Origin of the sequence: Streptomyces sp. NBC_00597 (assembly GCF_041431095.1) — a bacterium.
In the GTDB taxonomy this organism is placed as follows: Bacteria; Actinomycetota; Actinomycetes; order Streptomycetales; family Streptomycetaceae; genus Streptomyces.
In genome coordinates this window covers 3,248,983-3,265,454 of record NZ_CP107757.1, presented here as the reverse complement: position 1 = coordinate 3,265,454, position 16,472 = coordinate 3,248,983, and the positions used below count along the sequence as shown (strand labels likewise).

Below are 16,472 nucleotides of genomic sequence, written 5' to 3'. Positions count from 1 at the left end.
GCGGGTGGGGCGGGTAGTACGGGTAGTGCCGGTGGGGCGGGTAGTGCCGGTGATGTGGTGCAGATCGGATGTATTCACCCGATTTTCTGATGTTTCGGGCCGGATAGGCAATCGAGAGCGAGCGAGAGGCCGACCCCGATCCCCAGCGCCGCAAGGTGCCCGGCGTCCGTGAAGGTCCGCTCCCGCTTCAACACGGGCCCTGCGGCGAGCGTCAGCAGCCCGACCCGGGCGGCCGTGCGGACCGGCCCGCGCGGCAGCGCGGAGGTCAGCGCACCGAGCACGGCGTTGAAGCCGTAGCTGGTCCCCACGTCCAGGGCCCGCCGGGTGGCCGGATCGGCGGTCCGGCGCAGCCCGCCGTGGACGAGGAGCGTCGCCGCGGCGTGCCCGAACAAGAACGCCGCGGCCGTCCACCAGGCCCCGTACGCGTACTCCGCGTACCCGAGGACCGCGACGAGCAGCAGCGCGTACGGCAGCGGCATCGGCTCCTCGACGACGAACGCGCTGCTCAGCAGGGTCTCCCAGCGGCCGGCGACGAGGTTGTCGACATTCGTCGAGCAGCCCCGCAGCACCCGGTCCCGCTCCGCCGCCCCCAGTCGCTCCAGGGCGTACGCGCCGAGCTGGACCCCGCCCGCATACACCACGCCGAGGGTCGGCGGCGGCCAGAGCAGTGATTTCATCGGATCATGATCGGATACGACCCCCGGGCTGGTGGAACCGGGGCCCGTGCGAGCATGTTTCAGCCATGCCAGGAACCCCCGCGCCGCTACGCGCCACACGGGCCGCGATGTTCGCGGCGGTGTGCACCGCATTGGGCGCTCTGGGGCATTCGTACATGTCTGACACCGATATTCCCCTGATAGCCCTTCTGGGTGCTTTCGGGGTGACCGGCGGGCTCGCGTGGCTCGGAGCCGGGCGCCGCCGCGGACCCGTCGGGATCGGCGCGGCACTGCTCGCCGTCCAGGGCGTACTGCACCTGTTCTTCTCCGCCGGCCAGGCCGGGCACGCGGGCCACTCCGCCCGGTCCGCGCCCATGGCCGGGCACCACCGGATGGCGGGCATGGGCGGCATGGCCGACATGCACGGCACGGCTGAGGCGGGCGGGATGGCCGACATGGCCGACATGGCCCACATGGCCGGGCACGGCGGCCCCGGCATGGTCGCCGCGCACGTCCTCGCCGGTCTGTTCTGCGCCGTCTGGCTCGCGCGGGGCGAGGCCGCCGTGTTCCGCCTGGCCGCCGTCCTCGGCGCCGCCGCGCTGCTCGCGGCCCGGCCGATCGCCCGCGCGATCGCACTGGTGCGGGCCCGCGTGGCCGCCGTACCGCCGCCGCCCGCGCCGGGGCCCTCCTACGAACCCCCGCGCAGGCTGCGCGGGGCCGTGCCCGCGCACGCCCTGGTGCGCCGCGGTCCGCCCGGGCGGCGAGACACCCGCGCCACGGCCCCCGGCCGTCCTGCCTGCGCCTGACCGGCGCACCTCCCTCATCGGCGAGGGGGCGAGACCCGGGGCCCGATCACCCATGTCTTCGCCAACAGGCCAACACCTAGGACACACATGTCCCTCGAAGAGGTCCAGGACGTCCGCACCCCGGACGCCACCACCGACATTCCGGCCGCGGCAACCGCACCCGCCGGTTCCGCCGCACCCGCCGCACCCGCCAAGTCCGGCACCTGGGCGGCCCTGCGGCCGCTGCTCCTGCGCATGCACTTCTACGCCGGAATCCTGATAGCCCCGCTGCTGTTCCTCGCCGCCGCCACCGGCCTGCTGTACGCCGGCTCCTGGCAGGCCGAGAAGATCATCTACTCCGACGAGCTGACCGTCACCGAGGTCCGCGGAAGCGCACTGCCGCTCAGCGCCCAGGTCACGGCCGCCCGGGGCACCGTCCCCGAGGGCAAGGTCGTGGGCGTGTGGCCCGCGCCCGACGCCGAGGCGACCACCCGCGTGATCATGGAGGCCCCGGGGCTGGAGGAGGGCCAGACCCGCACCGTCTTCGTGGATCCGTACACGGGTCACGTCAACGGAACGCTGACCACCGAAGGCGACGCGCTGCCGCTGCGCGCCTGGCTCAGCGAGTTCCACTCCAGCCTCCAGCTGGGCGAGTTCGGCCGGAACTACAGCGAACTCGCCGCGAGCTGGCTGTGGGTCGTCGCACTCGGCGGCCTCGCCCTGTGGATCGGCCGCCGCCGCTCCCGCAAGGCCCTGTTGGTCGTGCCCGACCGCGCCGCCACCGGGCGCCGCAAGACCCTCTCCTGGCACGGGGCCGTCGGCATCTGGGCCGTCACCGGACTCGTCGCCCTCTCCGCCACCGGCCTGACCTGGTCGAAGTACGCGGGCGAGAACATCGGGCAGCTCCAGGACCGGCTCGGCGGCGCCACCCCCTCCGTGTCCGCCGCCCTCGCCCCCGGTTCGAACTCCGGCTCCGACGCGCACGCCGGACACACCGGGCACGCCATGCCCGACGGCACGGAGATGCCCGCGACGCCGCCCACCGCGGACATCGGCATCGACAAGGCCGTGGCAGCCGCCCGCGCCGCCGGGGTCAACGAAGAGCTCCGCATCACCCTGCCCGCCAAGGGCAACGGCTACGTGATCAAGGAGCAGGACAAGCAGCTGCCGGTGCACCTCGACTCCGTCTCCGTCGACCCCGCCGACGGCCGGATCATCGACGAACTGCGCTTCGCCGACTACCCCGTCCTCGCCAAGCTGACCCGCTTCGGCATCGACCTGCACATGGGGAAGACCCTCGGCCTCGCCAACCAGATCGCGCTCGCCGCGCTCGCCGTCGCGGTGATGTTCCTGGTGTTCTGGGGCTACCGGATGTGGTGGCTGCGCCGACCCACCAAGGACCGCGCCCTCTCGGCCGGCCGGGCCCAGCCGCGCGGAGCCTGGCGCAAGGTGCCGCTGACCCTGCTGCTCCCGCTCGCCGCCGTGACCGCCGTGGTCGGGTGGTTCGTACCGCTGCTCGGCATCAGCCTGGTCGCGTTCCTGGCGGTCGACGTGCTGCTGGGTGCGGTCGCGGCGCGCCGCGCCGGGGCGGCCGGCACCGCCTGACCCGGACGGTCCGGCCCCGACGGCCCGGTGGGCCCGTACTCCCTCGCGGAGTACGGGCCCACCGGCGTACGTCGTGCCGTGCTCAGGGCGCGTACTTGTAGCCCACGCGGCGCACGGTCTGGATCGCGCCGCGGTGTGCCGCGCCCAGCTTGCGGCGCAGGCGGGCGACGTGGACGTCCACGGTCCGGCCGTCGCCGACGTGGCCGTAGCCCCAGACCGTGGTCACCAGCTGGTCCCTGCTGTGCACCCGGTGCGGGTGCGCCACCAGGTGGGCCAGCAGCTCGAACTCCAGGTAGGTCAGGTCGAGTACGCGGCCGTCGACCTCGGCGGTGCGCTGCGCCGCGTCGATGCGGACGAGTTCGTCCCCGGTGGTGGGCGCAGCGCTCGTGGTGGCCGCGGCACCGCGGGAGGCGGCCGGCGCGGGAACGGACTGCGGGGCGAAGGCGATCGGCGGCTGCTGGTCCGCGGACCCGGCCGGTACGAGGACCAGGTAGCCGATCATCGGCGGCTGGCCCGGCAGCGTGGGCAGGGTGTGCTGCGGCGCGGGCAGCCAGGTGGCGCCGGGCGGCAGGAGGTCGACCACGCGGGCGACCTCGTTGCGGTCCACGGCGCGCAGCCGGTGGCGCGGACTGGGCGGATAGGAGAGGGGCGCGCTCGCAGCGGTCGCGGCGGAAGCGGCAGAGGTCAGGGAACGGGAGTGAGACATGAGTGGTCAGCTCTTTCACGCGGAGTGGTCGGCAGGAGACGTACGTACGTCAACGCGTACCGCGCAGACCGAAGGCCTCGGCGGGGGACGTCCGGTGGGAGGTCCCGGAAGGCTTTAGAGGGCCGGCGCGTTCTTCGCGCGGCAACACACCCGGTCGAAATCGTGGTGCTGACGGGAGGGCCAGAACGGTTCGAGGTCGCTGCGACCGTTCGAGGTGTGCGAGTGGCTGGCCATGCGCCCATTGAATCAGATGCGGCGGTTGCGGGGCAGGCCCCGTCTCAATTGCTGGAGCGGAATCTCAAATTCCGCGAGAACATCTCCAGTGGACCTCCAGTAACCCGGACAAACCGTCACCCGGCATGCCTCGTCGGCCCGTCCGGACCGGCGCCCCGTATCGCATGCTGGTCAACAGCGTGGACGCAGGGCGGGCTCGGGCCAGGAACGCGGCGGCGCCCGCCGGGCCACGGGGGCTCGGCGGGCGCCGTGCGTCGCGCAGTGGGGGCCGGGTGCTAGACCAGGCCCTCCTTCTTCAGGCTCGCGCAGCAGGTGTCCGTGATGAGACGGGTCACCACGTACGGGTCCACGTTGGCGTTCGGGCGGCGGTCCTCGATGTAGCCCTTGCCGTCCTTCTCCACCTGCCACGGGATGCGGACCGAGGCGCCGCGGTCGGACACGCCGTAGCTGAACTCGTTCCACGGGGCGGTCTCGTGCAGACCCGTCAGGCGCTCGTCGATGCCGGCGCCGTAGTTCTTGACGTGGTCCAGGGGCTTGCTGCCCTCGCCCAGCGACTCGCACGCGGTGATGATGGCGCGGTAGTCCTCGCGCATCGCCTTCGTCGAGAAGTTGGTGTGCGCGCCCGCGCCGTTCCAGTCGCCCTTCACCGGCTTCGGGTTCAGCGTCGCCGAGACGTTGAAGTCCTCGGCGGTGCGGTACAGCAGCCAGCGCGCGATCCACAGCTGGTCCGAGACCTCCAGCGGGCCGACGGGGCCGACCTGGAACTCCCACTGGCCGGGCATGACCTCGGCGTTGATGCCGGAGATGCTCAGGCCCGCCGCGAGGCAGTGGTCCAGGTGCTTCTCGACGATGTCGCGGCCGAAGATCTCGTCCGAGCCGACTCCGCAGTAGTAGCCGCCCTGCGCGGCGGGGAAGCCGCCCACCGGGAAGCCGAGCGGCCGGATGCCGTCGAAGAAGGTGTACTCCTGCTCGATGCCGAAGATCGGCTCCTGGTCCGCGAACTGCTCGGCGATCGGGCGCAGCAGGGCGCGGGTGTTCGACTCGTGCGGGGTCATGTCGATGTTCATGACCTCGCAGAGCACGAGGAGGTTGTCGCCGCCGCGGATCGGGTCCGGGCAGGAGAACACCGGCTGGAGCACGCGGTCGGAGGCGTGGCCCTCGGCCTGGTTGGTGCTCGATCCGTCGAAGCCCCAGATCGGCAGCGCGTCGCCGTCGGCCAGGATCTTCGTCTTGGAGCGCAGCTTCGCCGTCGGCTCGGTGCCGTCGATCCAGATGTACTCAGCCTTGTAGCTCACGGGCCCCATCCTTCGGTGCGTCGCTCCGGCGCAGACTCTGCGGGTGCTGCGTTCGCGGTGCTGCGATGTCGTTGCGGTGTGGACCGCAGCGTGCCCGCTCGCGATTTCTCTACCGTTGCCCATGTGTGAACCCCGTGTTACCGAGGTTTACGCCGCAGGTCGAGCGGGTTGTGCGGGTTGGTCGCAGCACGCCCGTCCGAGTGGGGCAGACTGAGCAGGTGAGCATTTCGTACGATTTGACTTCGACCGGTGGCCCCACGGACTCCTCCCGCCTGCCGGCCCGCCCCCGGGTCGGCCTGCTGGGCACCGGCCCCTGGGCCCACCGCACCCATGCCCCAGCCCTCGCCGCGCACTCCGGCTCCGACTTCGCCGGAGTGTGGGGACGGCGCCCCGAAGCGGCCGCCGAGCTGGCCGACGCGTACGGCGTGAAGGTGTACGAAGACCCCGACGCGCTGTTCGCCGATTGTGACGTCGTTGCCTTCGCCCTGCCGCCGGACGTACAGGCTCCGCTCGCCGTGCGCGCCGCCGCCGCGGGCCGCCACCTGCTCCTCGACAAGCCCGTCGCCACGACCACCCGGGACGCCCGCGCCGTGGCCGACGCCGCCGCCCGGCACGGCGTCGCCTCCGTCGTCTTCCTCACCCTCCGCTTCGCCGAGCCCGCCGCCGGCTGGGTCGCCGAGCAGGCCGCCCGCTCCGGCTGGTTCACCGCGAGCGCCCACTGGCTCGGCGCCGTCTTCCCGCCCGACGGTGCGCCCAGCGCGTACGCCGCCTCGCCCTGGCGCAAGGACAAGGGCGGGCTCTGGGACGTCGGCCCGCACGCCCTGTCCGTCCTGATCCCGGTCCTGGGCGACGTCACGTCCGTCACCGCCGCCCGCGGGCCGTCCGACGTGGTCCAGCTCGTCCTGCGGCACGCGTCGGGCGCCGCCAGCACCGCCGTGCTCAGCCTGGGCGCGCCGGCCGCGGCGGCCGGGGTGGGGCTGGAACTGCGCGGGGCCGAAGGGGTGTTCTCGCTGCCCAACTGGACCGATGTGCCCGGGGCGTACGGGCGCGCCCTGGACGCGCTGGTCACCGCCGCCCGGACCGGGGTGGCGGACCCGCGCGACGCGGAGTTCGCGGCCCGGCTGACGCAGATCCTGGCGGAGGCCGAGGAGCAGCTGCCGGCCTGAGGCCGATCCCCGGCCGGGGGCGGCCCATGGCCCGGGCGCGGCGCCCGGCCGGCTACTTGATGACGGCGTTGGCCACGATGATCACGAGACCGATGGTGGCGTCCGCCATGCCGATGAGCAGGGCCGGGCCGAGCCGGTAGCCGACGCGGAGCGCCACGAAGGACCCCCAGGCGAACAGCAGCGCGGTGTTCAGGCCGAGCCCGACGGCGGTCACCCCGGGGGAGTCCCAGTGGGCGAGCCCGGCGAAGACCAGCAGCAGGACGGTGGGAAGGGTGGCCACGATCATCGGCCACTCGTTCCACAACGCCCGCACGAGCGCCCGCCACCTGTGGGCGGCGGATCCGGCCGGGTGGCCGGCCATGTGGTGCGAGTAGCCGTGCGCGAGGGCGGCCGCACCGGCGGTCACCAGTACCCAGGTGGCGTCGTAGAACGGGGTGTACTCGCCGCCCGCCCGATCGAGCGCGGCCAGCAGGCCGGACGCGAGCACGGTCCCGTAGACCCCGCCGAACATCCAGTCGGCACCCCGGCGCGCGGCGGGGCGCGACCCCGTGGGCGGCAGTCGGGGCAGGAGTTGCTGCTGGTCCTTCGTGTCGGTCATCGCCGTCCCTCGGTGTGGTACATCCCTTTTCCTATGGTCTACACCATATGGGGCGAGGTGTGAGGGCGAGATGAGGGCCCGGGCGCGCGGCCCCCGCGACGGGTGTCGACGGTGGTCGGGCGCCGCCCCGGCCACCCGGCGCTACGGCCGTGGCGCGGCCACGGAACCCACCGCAGCCGCCAGTGCCTCCACCGCCCGACCGAACGCCGCTTCCGGCGGCGCCGCGTACCCCACCACCAGCCCCTCCCTGCCCCCTCCCGCCCCCGCCGCGGCGGGGTGCCGGTACCCCGAGAGGCCGTCCAGGGCCAGGCCCGCCGCCCGGGCCGCCCCCAGCGCCGCGGCCTCCGTACCCGGCGGGAGCTCCAGGACCGCGTGCAGACCCGCCGAGATGCCCGTCACCCGCAACTGCGGGGCCCGGGAGGCCAGCGCGGACACCAGCTGGTCGCGACGGTCGCGGTAGCGGTGGCGCATGCGGCGGATGTGGCGGTCGTAGGCGCCGCACTCGATGAAGTCGGCCAGTGCCAGCTGGTCCAGGGCGCTCGCCCAGGATTCCCGCAAGCCCTTCGCCGCGAGGACCCGCTCGACCAGGTGGTCCGGCAGCACCAGCCAGCCCAGGCGGACCGCGGGGGAGAGGGACTTGCTCAGCGAGCCCGCGTAGACGACGTGCCCGGGGGCTAGCCCCTGGACCGCGCCGACCGGTTTGCGGTCGTAGCGGAACTCCCCGTCGTAGTCGTCCTCCACGATCAGGGAGCCCGTCGTACGGGCCCACTCCACGGCGGCGGCACGCCGCGCCGGGAGCAGCCGGGCCCCCGTCGGGAACTGGTGGGCCGGGGTCAGCAACAGCGTGCGCGCCCGGGCCGGGACCGCGTCCGTAAGGGCGCCGTCCTCGTCGACGGCCACGGGGTGCGGGCGGACCCCGGCGGCTTCGAGGATGCCGTGGTGGAAGGGGAGTCCGTACTCCTCCACGGCCCAGTCGCGGGGCCGTAGCGACGCGAGGAGCCGCAGGCCGTTCGCGAAGCCGGAGCACACCACGATGTTCCCCGGGTCGGTACGCACGCCCCGGGCCCGGGACAGGTACGCGGCCAGTGCCCGCCGCAGCTCCGGGCGGCCCCGGGGATCGCCGGGCCCGAAGGCTTCGGTGGGAGCCTCGGCCAGGGCCCGCCGGGCACTCGCGGACCAGGCGCCCCGCGGGAAGGAGGCGGGGTCGGGCTTGCCCTGGAGCAGGTCGTGCCGCGGCCCCTCCGGGACGGCCGCGGCCGGCGCCGCCGGGGTGGTGGCGACGGCGACCCCCTCGGCGACGCGGGTGCCGGAGCCCTGCCGGGCGGTGAACCAGCCCTCGGCCACCAGCTCGGCGTACGCGTCGGCGACGGCGTTGCGGGCCAGCCCGAGGTCGGCGGCCAGCGCCCGGTACGGCGGCAGTCGGGTCCCCCCGACGAGCCGGCCGCTGCGCACGGCGTCCCGCAGGGCCCGGGCCAGGGCGGCCCGCCGGGCACCGTGCGCGGGGAGCTCAAGGTGCAGATCGGCCCCGCCGGAGCCGCTGCCCGGATCGGTGCCCGTGGCGGACGCGGGGGCGGTGTCGTCGGACGTCATACGGGGAGCGTAGGCGGCCGTCCCCGCGCGTCGGCGGGCGATCAGCGGGCCGTCCGCGCAGGTCGGACGGTTCAGCCCCGGCGGGACAGGGCCTCGCGGACCGCCTCCTCCGAGCGGGCGACCACCGCCGTGCCGTCCTCCGCTGTGATGATCGGGCGCTGGATGAGCTTCGGGTGCGCCGCCAGGTGGGCTATCCAGAGCCCGCGGGCCTCGTCCGTCTCCTCGCGCGGCAGGTCCCGTACGCCGGTCTCCTTCGCGAGCGGGTCCGAGGTGCGCGTGATGTCCCACGGCTCCAGGCCGAGCCGGTCCAGGACCTCGCGGATCTCGCCCTCGCTCGGCACGTCCTCCAGGTACCGGCGCACCGTGTACTGCGCACCCTCCGCGTCCAGCAAGGTCAGCGCGCTGCGGCACTTCGAACAGGCGGGATTGATCCAGATCTCCATGGCCGCCAGCCTATCCGGAGCATGTCTGGCCAGGGGCTTCTGTCAGTGGTCCCCGGTAAAATCGAGGGAGAACGACAGGAAGCCAACTACCGTTTGGGAGGCTGTAGATGGCCACTGCCATGACCATGGGGCCCGTCAAGAAGAAGCCGCTTCCGGCGGGCCTGCCCCGCGAGTGGTACGAGAGCCACAACCGCCGTCTGAAGGCGATGCGGTTGGCAATATCCCTGCTCGACTCGGGGACGTACGACGCCCGCCGCGCCACCAACCGGAAGATCCGCACGATGGCGGTCCGCACGGGCGTCCACCGTCCGTCGAATGTCACGTGCAAGATGGTCCGCGCCTTCATCATCAGCAACGGAGCCTGAGCACCTCACCGCACGGCACCTCACCTCACCGCACGGCACCGCGCCACACCGCACCGCCCGGCCGGGTCGGACCCGACGCGTCCGACCCGGCCGGTCATCCGGCGCCGTCCGTGGAGTCCGGGAGGGACAGCACCAGCAGGGCCACGTCGTCGCGCGGGCCGCCGTCGGTGAACTTCACCAGGTCCTGCCACACCGCCCCGACCAGCCCCTGCGGATCCTTCGCCAGGACCGGGACCCGGGCGGCCAGCGGGTAGAACTCGCCCGCCGCGTCCCGGGCCTCGGTCACCCCGTCCGTGTGCGCGAGCAGCCGGTCGCCCGGCAGCAGAGGTACGTCGGCCACCACCGCGAGGTCCTCTCCGGCGAGCCCGAGCCCCAGCGGAGGGCCCGGCTCGACGGTCACCTCCGACACGGTGGAGGCCCGGAGCAGCAGCGCCGGCGGATGCCCGCACGAAACGATCCGTACGAGCCCCAGCCCGGGCGGGAACTCCAGCAGCAGCGCCGTCGCGAACAGCTCCGGATGCCCGGCCGATCCGTCGCCCGGCCCGGCGGGGTCCGCGGGGCCGGCCGGGTCCGCCGGGCCGGGCGGGCCCGTGGTGTCCGCCGCAGGGCGCGCCGGGGCCGCGGTGTCGGCCAGCAGTCTGCGGTCCAGCCGGGCCGCCACACCCGCGAGCTCCGGATCGTCCAGTACCCCTTCCCGGAAGGCGCCGAGCAAGGCGGCCACCGTGCCGACGGCCGCCAGGCCGTGCCCCTGCACGTCCCCGACCAGCGCCCGCACCCCGTACGGCCCGGCCCGTACGTCGTACAGGTCGCCGCCGACCAGGGTGCCGCGCTGGGCGGCCCGGTACAGCCCGGCGCAGCGCACCGGACCGACCCGGTCCGGCACCGGCGGCAGCACCGCCAGCTGCGCCGCCTCCGCGACGGTCCGTACGCTGACCAGCTGGGCGTCACGGCGCCGCCGGACCCAGGCGATCACCACGCTGAGCAGCCCGATCGCGGCCACCGTGGCCAGGTCGGTGCCCCGGGCGTGAGCGACCCCGATCCACGGCTCCCCGAGCAGGAAGAGCACCAGGGCGGCGAAGACGGCGGTCCCGGCGGCCCCGTACGCGAACGCCGCCACCGGGGGCAGGCCGGCGAGGAAGAAGCCCAGCTCGATGTCACCCGGGGTGGCCCGCTGCGCGAGGACCAGCCCCACCAGCGCCACGGCGGGTGCGAGCCGCGCCCAGCGTGGTGGTGGCTTTCCCTGCAGCCAGCCGGGCTCCTCGCGTCGGCGTCTCACCCCTCCACCCTGGTACGCGCGCCGGGGCCGCGCACCCCGGACCGGCCTGCCGGGTGGCCGTGCGGGGGCCGGGCGCCGACAGTGGTCCCGTGACGGATACGGGTACGCACGGGTCGGCGGAGCAGAGCGCGGCGATCAGCACACGGTTGAACTGGCTGCGGGCGGGGGTGCTCGGCGCGAACGACGGGATCATTTCCACCGCCGGGCTGGTGGTGGGCGTGGCCGGGGCCACCACCTCGCGCGCGTCGATCCTGGAGGCGGGAGTGGCCGGACTGCTGGCGGGATCGCTGTCGATGGCGGCGGGGGAGTACGTCTCGGTGAGCTCCCAGCGGGACTCGGAACGGGCCGCCCTGGAGGCGGAGCGGCGGGAGCTGGCGGAGGAGCCGGAAGCGGAGCTGGAGGAACTGACCCAGCTGCTGGAGGCCAGGGGGCTGAACCGGGAACTCGCCAGGGAGGCGGCGGTGCAGCTGACGGAGCGCGACGCGCTGAAGGCGCACGCCCGGGTGGAGCTCGGGATCAACCCCGACGAGCTGGCCAACCCCTGGCACGCGGCGTTCGCCAGCCTGATCGCCTTCACGGTGGGGGCGGTGCTGCCGCTGCTGGCGATCGTGCTGCCGGGGCCGTCGCAGCGGGTACCGGTGACGGTGGCGGCGGTGCTGGGGGCGCTCACCCTGTGCGGGGTGATCAGCGCACGGCTGGGCGGTGCCCCCGCCCCGCGGGCGGTCTTGCGCAACGTCACCGGCGGCGCCCTGGCGATGGCGGTCACGTACGCGGTGGGCACCTGGCTGGGAACCGTCTGAGCGCGCCGCGTCGCGCCGCACCCCTGTCGTGGGGCGGGGTTGCATCATGGGGGCATGCGCATTGCGATCACCGGGTCGACCGGGCTCATCGGGCATGCCCTCGTACGGTCCCTGCGGGCGGACGGGCACGACGTGGTGCGGTTCGTGCGCCGCACGCCCGCCGCTCCCGACGAGGCGGCCTGGGATCCGCGCCGCGGGTACGTCGACCCCGCCGGGCTCGCCGGCTGCGCGGCCGTCGTCCACCTCGCCGGGGCCGGGGTCGGCGACCGCCGGTGGAACGCCGCGTACAAGCGGGAGATCCGGGACAGCCGGGTCCGCGGCACCGACGCCATGGCCCGGGCGATCGCCGCGCTGGACGCGCCGCCCGCCGTCTTCGTCTGCGGCACCGCCGTCGGCTACTACGGCGACACCGGCGAGCACGCCGTCGACGAGCACGCCCCGGCGGGGCAGGGCTTCCTGCCGGAGGTCTGCATCGAGTGGGAGGCGGCCGCCGCCCCCGCCCAGGAGGCCGGCGTACGGACGGTGTTCGCCCGGACCGGACTGGTGGTCGCCGCCGAGGGCGGGGCCTGGGGCAAGCTGTTCCCGATCTTCCGGGCGGGGGTCGGCGGCAGGCTCGGCAACGGCCGCCAGTACTGGTCCTTCATCTCCCTGCACGACGAGATCGCCGCCCTGCGGTACGCCGTCGACACCCCGGAGCTGTCCGGCCCCGTCAACCTGACCGCCCCCGAGCCGCTGACGAACCGTGAGGTCACCGCCGCGATGGGCCGCGTACTGCGCAGGCCGACGCCGTTCCCCGTACCGGCGGCGGCCATGCGCGTGGTGCTCGGCGAGTTCGCCGGGGACGTGTTGGGCAGTCAGCGGGTGCTGCCCTCCCGGCTGCTGGAGTCCGGGTTCACCTTCCGGCACCCCGGGATCGACGAGGCGATCCGGGCCGCCCTCGGCCGGTAGCGGGCACCGCCCGGGCCCCTGCTCCCGCGCTGCCCGGCCCCCGTCCGAGGCCCTTCCCGGCCCCGGCCGCCGGCCCCGTGCGACCGTCTGTGACCCGGATGCGACCGCCGTGCGACCGGGCCCGACGGCAATACCCCACCGAACTCGGGTTCCCCTGGAGCCGGTTGGGGGAAGGAGGATTCCCACACAGCCGCGCCGACCTCGGGGAGGGGCACGTGCTCAGCAGCTCACACCGCGCCGCACAGCATGCGGACGTCGTCATCGTAGGAGCCGGGGTCTCAGGACTCGCGGCGGCGCACCACTTGATCGCGGCAGGGGTCGCGGTCACCGTCCTGGAAGCCGCCGACGATCCCGGCGGCCGGATGGCCACCGAGCACGTCGACGGATTCCGGCTGGACCGGATCGGGCAGTTGCTCAACACCTCGTACACGGAGCTCGACCGGACCCCCGGCCTAGCCGGCCTGGTCCTGCGGCCCTTCGCGCCGGGGGTGCTCGTCCACACCGACGGCAGGCAGTTGCGGGCCGGGGCCCTGACCCCGGCCCGCGCGCTGGCCAGCGGATCCTTCGACCAGGCCCGGCTCAGCGCCTACCTCGGCCGGCTCGCCGCCCTGCCGGTGGAACGCGTACTGGCCCGCCCCGAGCGCACGGCGCTGGCCGCCCTGCGCTCCCGGACCCACGGCGCGACCCTGCGGCCCCTGCTCTCCGCGCTGCTCCGCGATCCGGAACTCACCACCTCCAGCCGGGTTGCCGACCTCGCCCTGCGCACCTTCGCCCGCGGCCGGCTCGCCGTGCCCGAGGGTGGAGCAGCGGCCCTGCCCGACCTGCTCGCCGCCGCGCTGCCACCGGGCACGGTGCGCACCGGGGTCCGGGTCCGGTCGGTGGCGACCAACCTGGTCACCACCGAGGAACACGGCGACTTCAGCTGCCGTTCCGCCGTCCTGGCCACCGGGGCGCGGGCGGCCTCGGAACTGCTGCCGGGGCTGCGGGTTCCGGCGTTCCACGAGGTCACCGTCATCCACCACGCCACCGCCGCGCCGCTCCCCTGGGACGGCTCGCTCCTGCTGGACGCCGACACCCGGTGGCCCGTCGCCCACACCGCGGTGATGAGCGCGGTCGACCCGGTGCGGGCCCCCGCCGGCCGGAGCCTGGTCACCACCACCGTGCTCGGCCCGCCGCCGCCCGCCCGCACGGTCGCCTCGCGCCTGGCCCGGCTGTACGAGACCGGCACCCGGGACTGGGAGCTGCTGGCAGTCCACCACGCCCCGGAGGCCGTCCCCGCGATGCCGCCGCCGTACGACCTGCGCCGTCCGGTCCGGGTCCTGGCCGGGCTGTACGTGTGCGGGGACCACCGCGACTCCAACACGGTCCAGGGGGCGCTGCACTCGGCCCGCCGCGCCGCCACGGCCGTCCTGCGCGACTTCGGCATCCGGCTCCCGGCGAGCGCGGAACCAGCCCTTCCGGCGGTGGCCTGAGAAGCCCGACACCGGGGCCCGGTTCCCTCCGCGGAACCGGGCCCCGCCCACCGCCCCGCCCACCGCCCCGACCGCCTCGCCGGCGGTGCTCACGGCAGGGCCGCGACCCGGTCCCGGTACGTCCGTACTGCCGAGGCGTCCCGGTACGGCTCCAGCCGGCGCTCGAAGTCCCGTACGTACTCCACCGCGCGCACCGACCGCATCTCCATCGCCTGCTGCGCGGCCTCCGCGCCCAGCGCGCACGCCTGGTCCAGCTCGCCCAGCCCCAACCGGGCCGTGGCCAGCACCACCCGGCAGAACAGCCGCGAGCGCGCGAAGCCCGGCGCCCGCAGCTGCAGCGAGCGCTCCGCGTGCTGGGCCGAGGCCCGGTACTGCTGGAGGTCCCGGTGGCAGTGCCCGAACTCGTCCGCCAGCTGCGCCTCGTCGAAGAGGCGCGCCCAGTGCGGTACGTCGTCCCCCGGCCGGGCCCCGCCCAGCGCCCGCTCGGCCCGCACCAGCGAAGCCGTCGCCGCCCGGACCTCGCCCAGCACCGCGTGCCCGCGCGCCTCCGCGGAGTGCAGCAGCGCCTGCACCACCGGCGGCGGCCCGGAGCCGACGCCCTGCTGCGCGACCCGGGCCAGCTGCACCGCCTCCCGGCCGTGGCCGAGGTAGACGGCCTGCCGGCTCATGGTCACGAGCACGTACGAGCCGTACGGCCGGTCCCCGGCCGCCTGTGCGAGGCGCAGGGCCTGGACGAAGTAGCGCTGGGCGAGCCCGTGCGCGGCGATGTCGTACGAGGTCCAGCCGGCGAGCCGGGTCAGGTCGGCGGCGGCGGAGAACAGCCGCCGCCCGGTGGTCTCCCCGTAGGTGCCGCGGAGCATGGGCTCGGCCTCGTGCTCCAGGTAGCGCACCAGGGCCTGTCGGGCGTGCCCGCCGCCGTAGGCCTGGTCGAGGGTCCGGAACAGCTCGCTCACCGACCGCAGCGCCGCGATGTCCCCGCCGGTCACCCGCTGGCCGGGCCCCCGGTCGATCTGCCGCTGGCGGGGCACCGAGCCGCGCCCCTGCACCGGGACCCGGGTCGCGGTCGTCGGATCGGCGCCGCGGCCCACCCGCTCGTCGGGCCGCCCGATGAGCCAGTCCCGGCTGGGTACGACCAGTCCGGCCGGGGTGAACGCGATCTTCCGCAGCTCGGCGTGGGAACCGGAGTCCTTGCGCCACAGACCGCTGGCGATGTCGACGGCCTCCTCCGGGGTGGCCGCGAACTCCAGACCGGCGTAGACGGGCGCGCAGGCGTCCAGGCCCAGGTCCTGGGCGGAGAGCCGCCGGCCCAGCCGGCGGGTGAAGACCTCGGCGATCAGCGCCGGGGTGGTGCCGCGCGGCTGCTGCCCGCGCAGCCACCGGGTCACGGAGGTCTTGTCGTACCGCAGATCGAGACCGTGTTCGAGGCCGAGCTGGTCGACGCGGCGGGCCAGACCGGCGTTGGAGAACCCGGCTTCCGCGATCAGCGCCGCGAGCTGCCGGTTGGGGACGCGCTGGGCAGGTCGTTCCGTCATCGGCTCCACGGTTTCCTGACGTGACGGACCGGAGTCCCGGCCCTGTGAACGGCGTGAATGTAGCGGCGAACTCCGCCCATGCCGCCCTCTCTGTCCCACATTCATCCGATCGTGTGCAGAACAGAGCCCGGGGTGGACAGTGGCCCGTGGCCAAGAAGGATCGTTGGCCGATAACTGACCCATCTAGACGCGTCAGTGCTGGATAGGTGTAGCGGTGCTGGCGTGGTGCTGGATTCCAGCCGCGAGGGACCCCCGGTCACGAGGCCGGGGGTTTTTGCTGTGCCGTCCGGTTTCCCGTTCTCTCCATGGTTGATCCCTTGACCCTGTGGTCACCGGCTCGGGACCATCGAACGCGTCACTCCGCCGCACGGGAGAGGGGAAGCCAATCTGCTGTCCTGCGGCTCTTCCAGCCCGCCCTGGTCCCCGGCTTGCTCCAGACCCCCGAGTACATCCGCGCCATCCTGCAACGCCACGACCTCAGCGAGGCGTGGATATCCGAGTGGTGCCGCTCTCGGCCCCACAGGCGGACATCGCGAACCACGCCTTCGTCATCCGTGACGACCGGATGGTGACCGTCGAAGCCGTTCACGCCGAGATAGTCGTAACGGACCCACGAGACGTTGAAATGTACGTCCGGAAGTTCGAAGGGTTCGAGAAATCGGCCTTGTCCGGCGACGGAATGCGGAGTCTCGTTGAAGGTATCCGAGACGGGTTTTTGAGGGAACAGGAAACCGGCTAGGAACTGTCTCCGGCCCTGGTCACTATTGCTGCCGACGCAGCGAGGGTGACGTGAAGGGGTGCGGTGATGGCGGCAGCAACGACGGCACAGCAGCAGGCAGCAAAGCTCTTCATGCCCCCGTGGCCGCAGCCTCCCGCTAGCTGCGACAGGTGCCAGAAGTGCTCGGACACGCCTCCATCACCATCACAGCCGGCACGTACGGGCGCATGACGCCGGACTCCATGCTCCAGGCCGTGAACGTGCTCGACGGGATCTTGGGGCT

Annotated in this window: 15 protein-coding genes and 1 pseudogene; 8 read left to right on the top strand and 8 right to left on the bottom strand. The window is 74.1% G+C overall.

The annotated features are described in order from the left end of the window. Nucleotides 1–74: 74 nt before the first annotated feature. Nucleotides 75–677 (bottom strand): rhomboid-like protein, encoded by a 603-nt coding sequence (locus OG974_RS14540; protein WP_327283115.1) that lies wholly within the window; start codon nucleotides 675–677, stop codon nucleotides 75–77. Between the two features lie 155 nt (nucleotides 678–832). Here OG974_RS14540 and OG974_RS14535 point away from each other — a divergent pair, with 155 nt between their 5' ends. Both OG974_RS14535 and OG974_RS14530 read left to right on the top strand, forming a co-directional pair. Beyond that, nucleotides 833–1,462, top strand: coding sequence for a hypothetical protein (locus OG974_RS14535; RefSeq protein ID WP_328762521.1), 630 nt, complete (start codon nucleotides 833–835; stop codon nucleotides 1,460–1,462). 87 nt (nucleotides 1,463–1,549) lie between these two features. Then, nucleotides 1,550–3,046, top strand: coding sequence for a PepSY-associated TM helix domain-containing protein (locus OG974_RS14530; protein WP_371646675.1), 1,497 nt, complete (start codon nucleotides 1,550–1,552; stop codon nucleotides 3,044–3,046). A gap of 82 nt (nucleotides 3,047–3,128) precedes the next feature. Here OG974_RS14530 and OG974_RS14525 read toward each other — a convergent pair whose 3' ends face one another. Then, nucleotides 3,129–3,752, bottom strand: a complete 624-nt coding sequence (locus OG974_RS14525; RefSeq protein WP_327283112.1) for a winged helix-turn-helix domain-containing protein — start codon at nucleotides 3,750–3,752, stop codon at nucleotides 3,129–3,131. A gap of 509 nt (nucleotides 3,753–4,261) precedes the next feature. Next, nucleotides 4,262–5,281 carry a glutamine synthetase gene (glnII, locus tag OG974_RS14520; protein ID WP_327283111.1) on the bottom strand — a complete coding sequence of 340 codons (1,020 nt, stop codon included), beginning with the start codon at nucleotides 5,279–5,281 and terminating at the stop codon, nucleotides 4,262–4,264. A 236-nt stretch (nucleotides 5,282–5,517) separates the two neighbouring features. On the opposite strand from glnII, the gene OG974_RS14515 reads away from it, so the two are divergent. After that, nucleotides 5,518–6,447, top strand: a complete 930-nt coding sequence (locus OG974_RS14515) for a Gfo/Idh/MocA family protein (protein WP_371646822.1) — start codon at nucleotides 5,518–5,520, stop codon at nucleotides 6,445–6,447. 52 nt (nucleotides 6,448–6,499) lie between these two features. On the opposite strand, the gene OG974_RS14510 is transcribed toward OG974_RS14515, so the two are convergent. The 3 genes from OG974_RS14510 to OG974_RS14500 all read right to left on the bottom strand — a co-directional run bounded on the left by OG974_RS14510 (nucleotide 6,500) and on the right by OG974_RS14500 (nucleotide 9,078). Beyond that, nucleotides 6,500–7,045, bottom strand: coding sequence for a hypothetical protein (locus OG974_RS14510; RefSeq protein WP_327283110.1), 546 nt, complete (start codon nucleotides 7,043–7,045; stop codon nucleotides 6,500–6,502). A 141-nt stretch (nucleotides 7,046–7,186) separates the two neighbouring features. Next, entirely contained in the window at nucleotides 7,187–8,635 is a 1,449-nt protein-coding gene (locus OG974_RS14505; RefSeq protein WP_327283109.1) for a PLP-dependent aminotransferase family protein, read from the bottom strand. A gap of 71 nt (nucleotides 8,636–8,706) precedes the next feature. Next, nucleotides 8,707–9,078, bottom strand: a complete 372-nt coding sequence (locus OG974_RS14500) for an ArsC/Spx/MgsR family protein (protein WP_327283108.1) — start codon at nucleotides 9,076–9,078, stop codon at nucleotides 8,707–8,709. A gap of 107 nt (nucleotides 9,079–9,185) precedes the next feature. Here OG974_RS14500 and OG974_RS14495 point away from each other — a divergent pair, with 107 nt between their 5' ends. After that, nucleotides 9,186–9,443, top strand: coding sequence for a hypothetical protein (locus OG974_RS14495; RefSeq protein ID WP_327283107.1), 258 nt, complete (start codon nucleotides 9,186–9,188; stop codon nucleotides 9,441–9,443). A 94-nt stretch (nucleotides 9,444–9,537) separates the two neighbouring features. On the opposite strand, the gene OG974_RS14490 is transcribed toward OG974_RS14495, so the two are convergent. After that, complete coding sequence (locus OG974_RS14490; RefSeq protein WP_327283106.1) at nucleotides 9,538–10,719, bottom strand: PP2C family protein-serine/threonine phosphatase; 1,182 nt, start codon at nucleotides 10,717–10,719, stop codon at nucleotides 9,538–9,540. A gap of 89 nt (nucleotides 10,720–10,808) precedes the next feature. On the opposite strand from OG974_RS14490, the gene OG974_RS14485 reads away from it, so the two are divergent. The 3 genes from OG974_RS14485 (at nucleotide 10,809) to OG974_RS14475 (ending at nucleotide 13,939) form a co-directional block, all read left to right on the top strand. Then, on the top strand, nucleotides 10,809–11,519 hold the full coding sequence (locus OG974_RS14485; RefSeq protein ID WP_327283105.1) for a VIT family protein: 711 nt from the start codon (nucleotides 10,809–10,811) through the stop codon (nucleotides 11,517–11,519). 54 nt (nucleotides 11,520–11,573) lie between these two features. Continuing rightward, a complete protein-coding gene (locus tag OG974_RS14480) occupies nucleotides 11,574–12,467 on the top strand; it encodes a TIGR01777 family oxidoreductase (RefSeq protein WP_327283104.1) in 894 nt (297 codons plus the stop codon). Between the two features lie 215 nt (nucleotides 12,468–12,682). Then, complete coding sequence (locus tag OG974_RS14475; RefSeq protein ID WP_328762516.1) at nucleotides 12,683–13,939, top strand: FAD-dependent oxidoreductase; 1,257 nt, start codon at nucleotides 12,683–12,685, stop codon at nucleotides 13,937–13,939. 89 nt (nucleotides 13,940–14,028) lie between these two features. On the opposite strand, the gene OG974_RS14470 is transcribed toward OG974_RS14475, so the two are convergent. Beyond that, on the bottom strand, nucleotides 14,029–15,471 hold the full coding sequence (locus tag OG974_RS14470; protein ID WP_329313362.1) for a regulator: 1,443 nt from the start codon (nucleotides 15,469–15,471) through the stop codon (nucleotides 14,029–14,031). A gap of 380 nt (nucleotides 15,472–15,851) precedes the next feature. Here OG974_RS14470 and OG974_RS14465 point away from each other — a divergent pair. Then, a pseudogene (locus tag OG974_RS14465) lies at nucleotides 15,852–16,210 on the top strand (Scr1 family TA system antitoxin-like transcriptional regulator); the annotation flags it as partial. Between the last annotated feature and the right edge of the window lie 262 nt (nucleotides 16,211–16,472).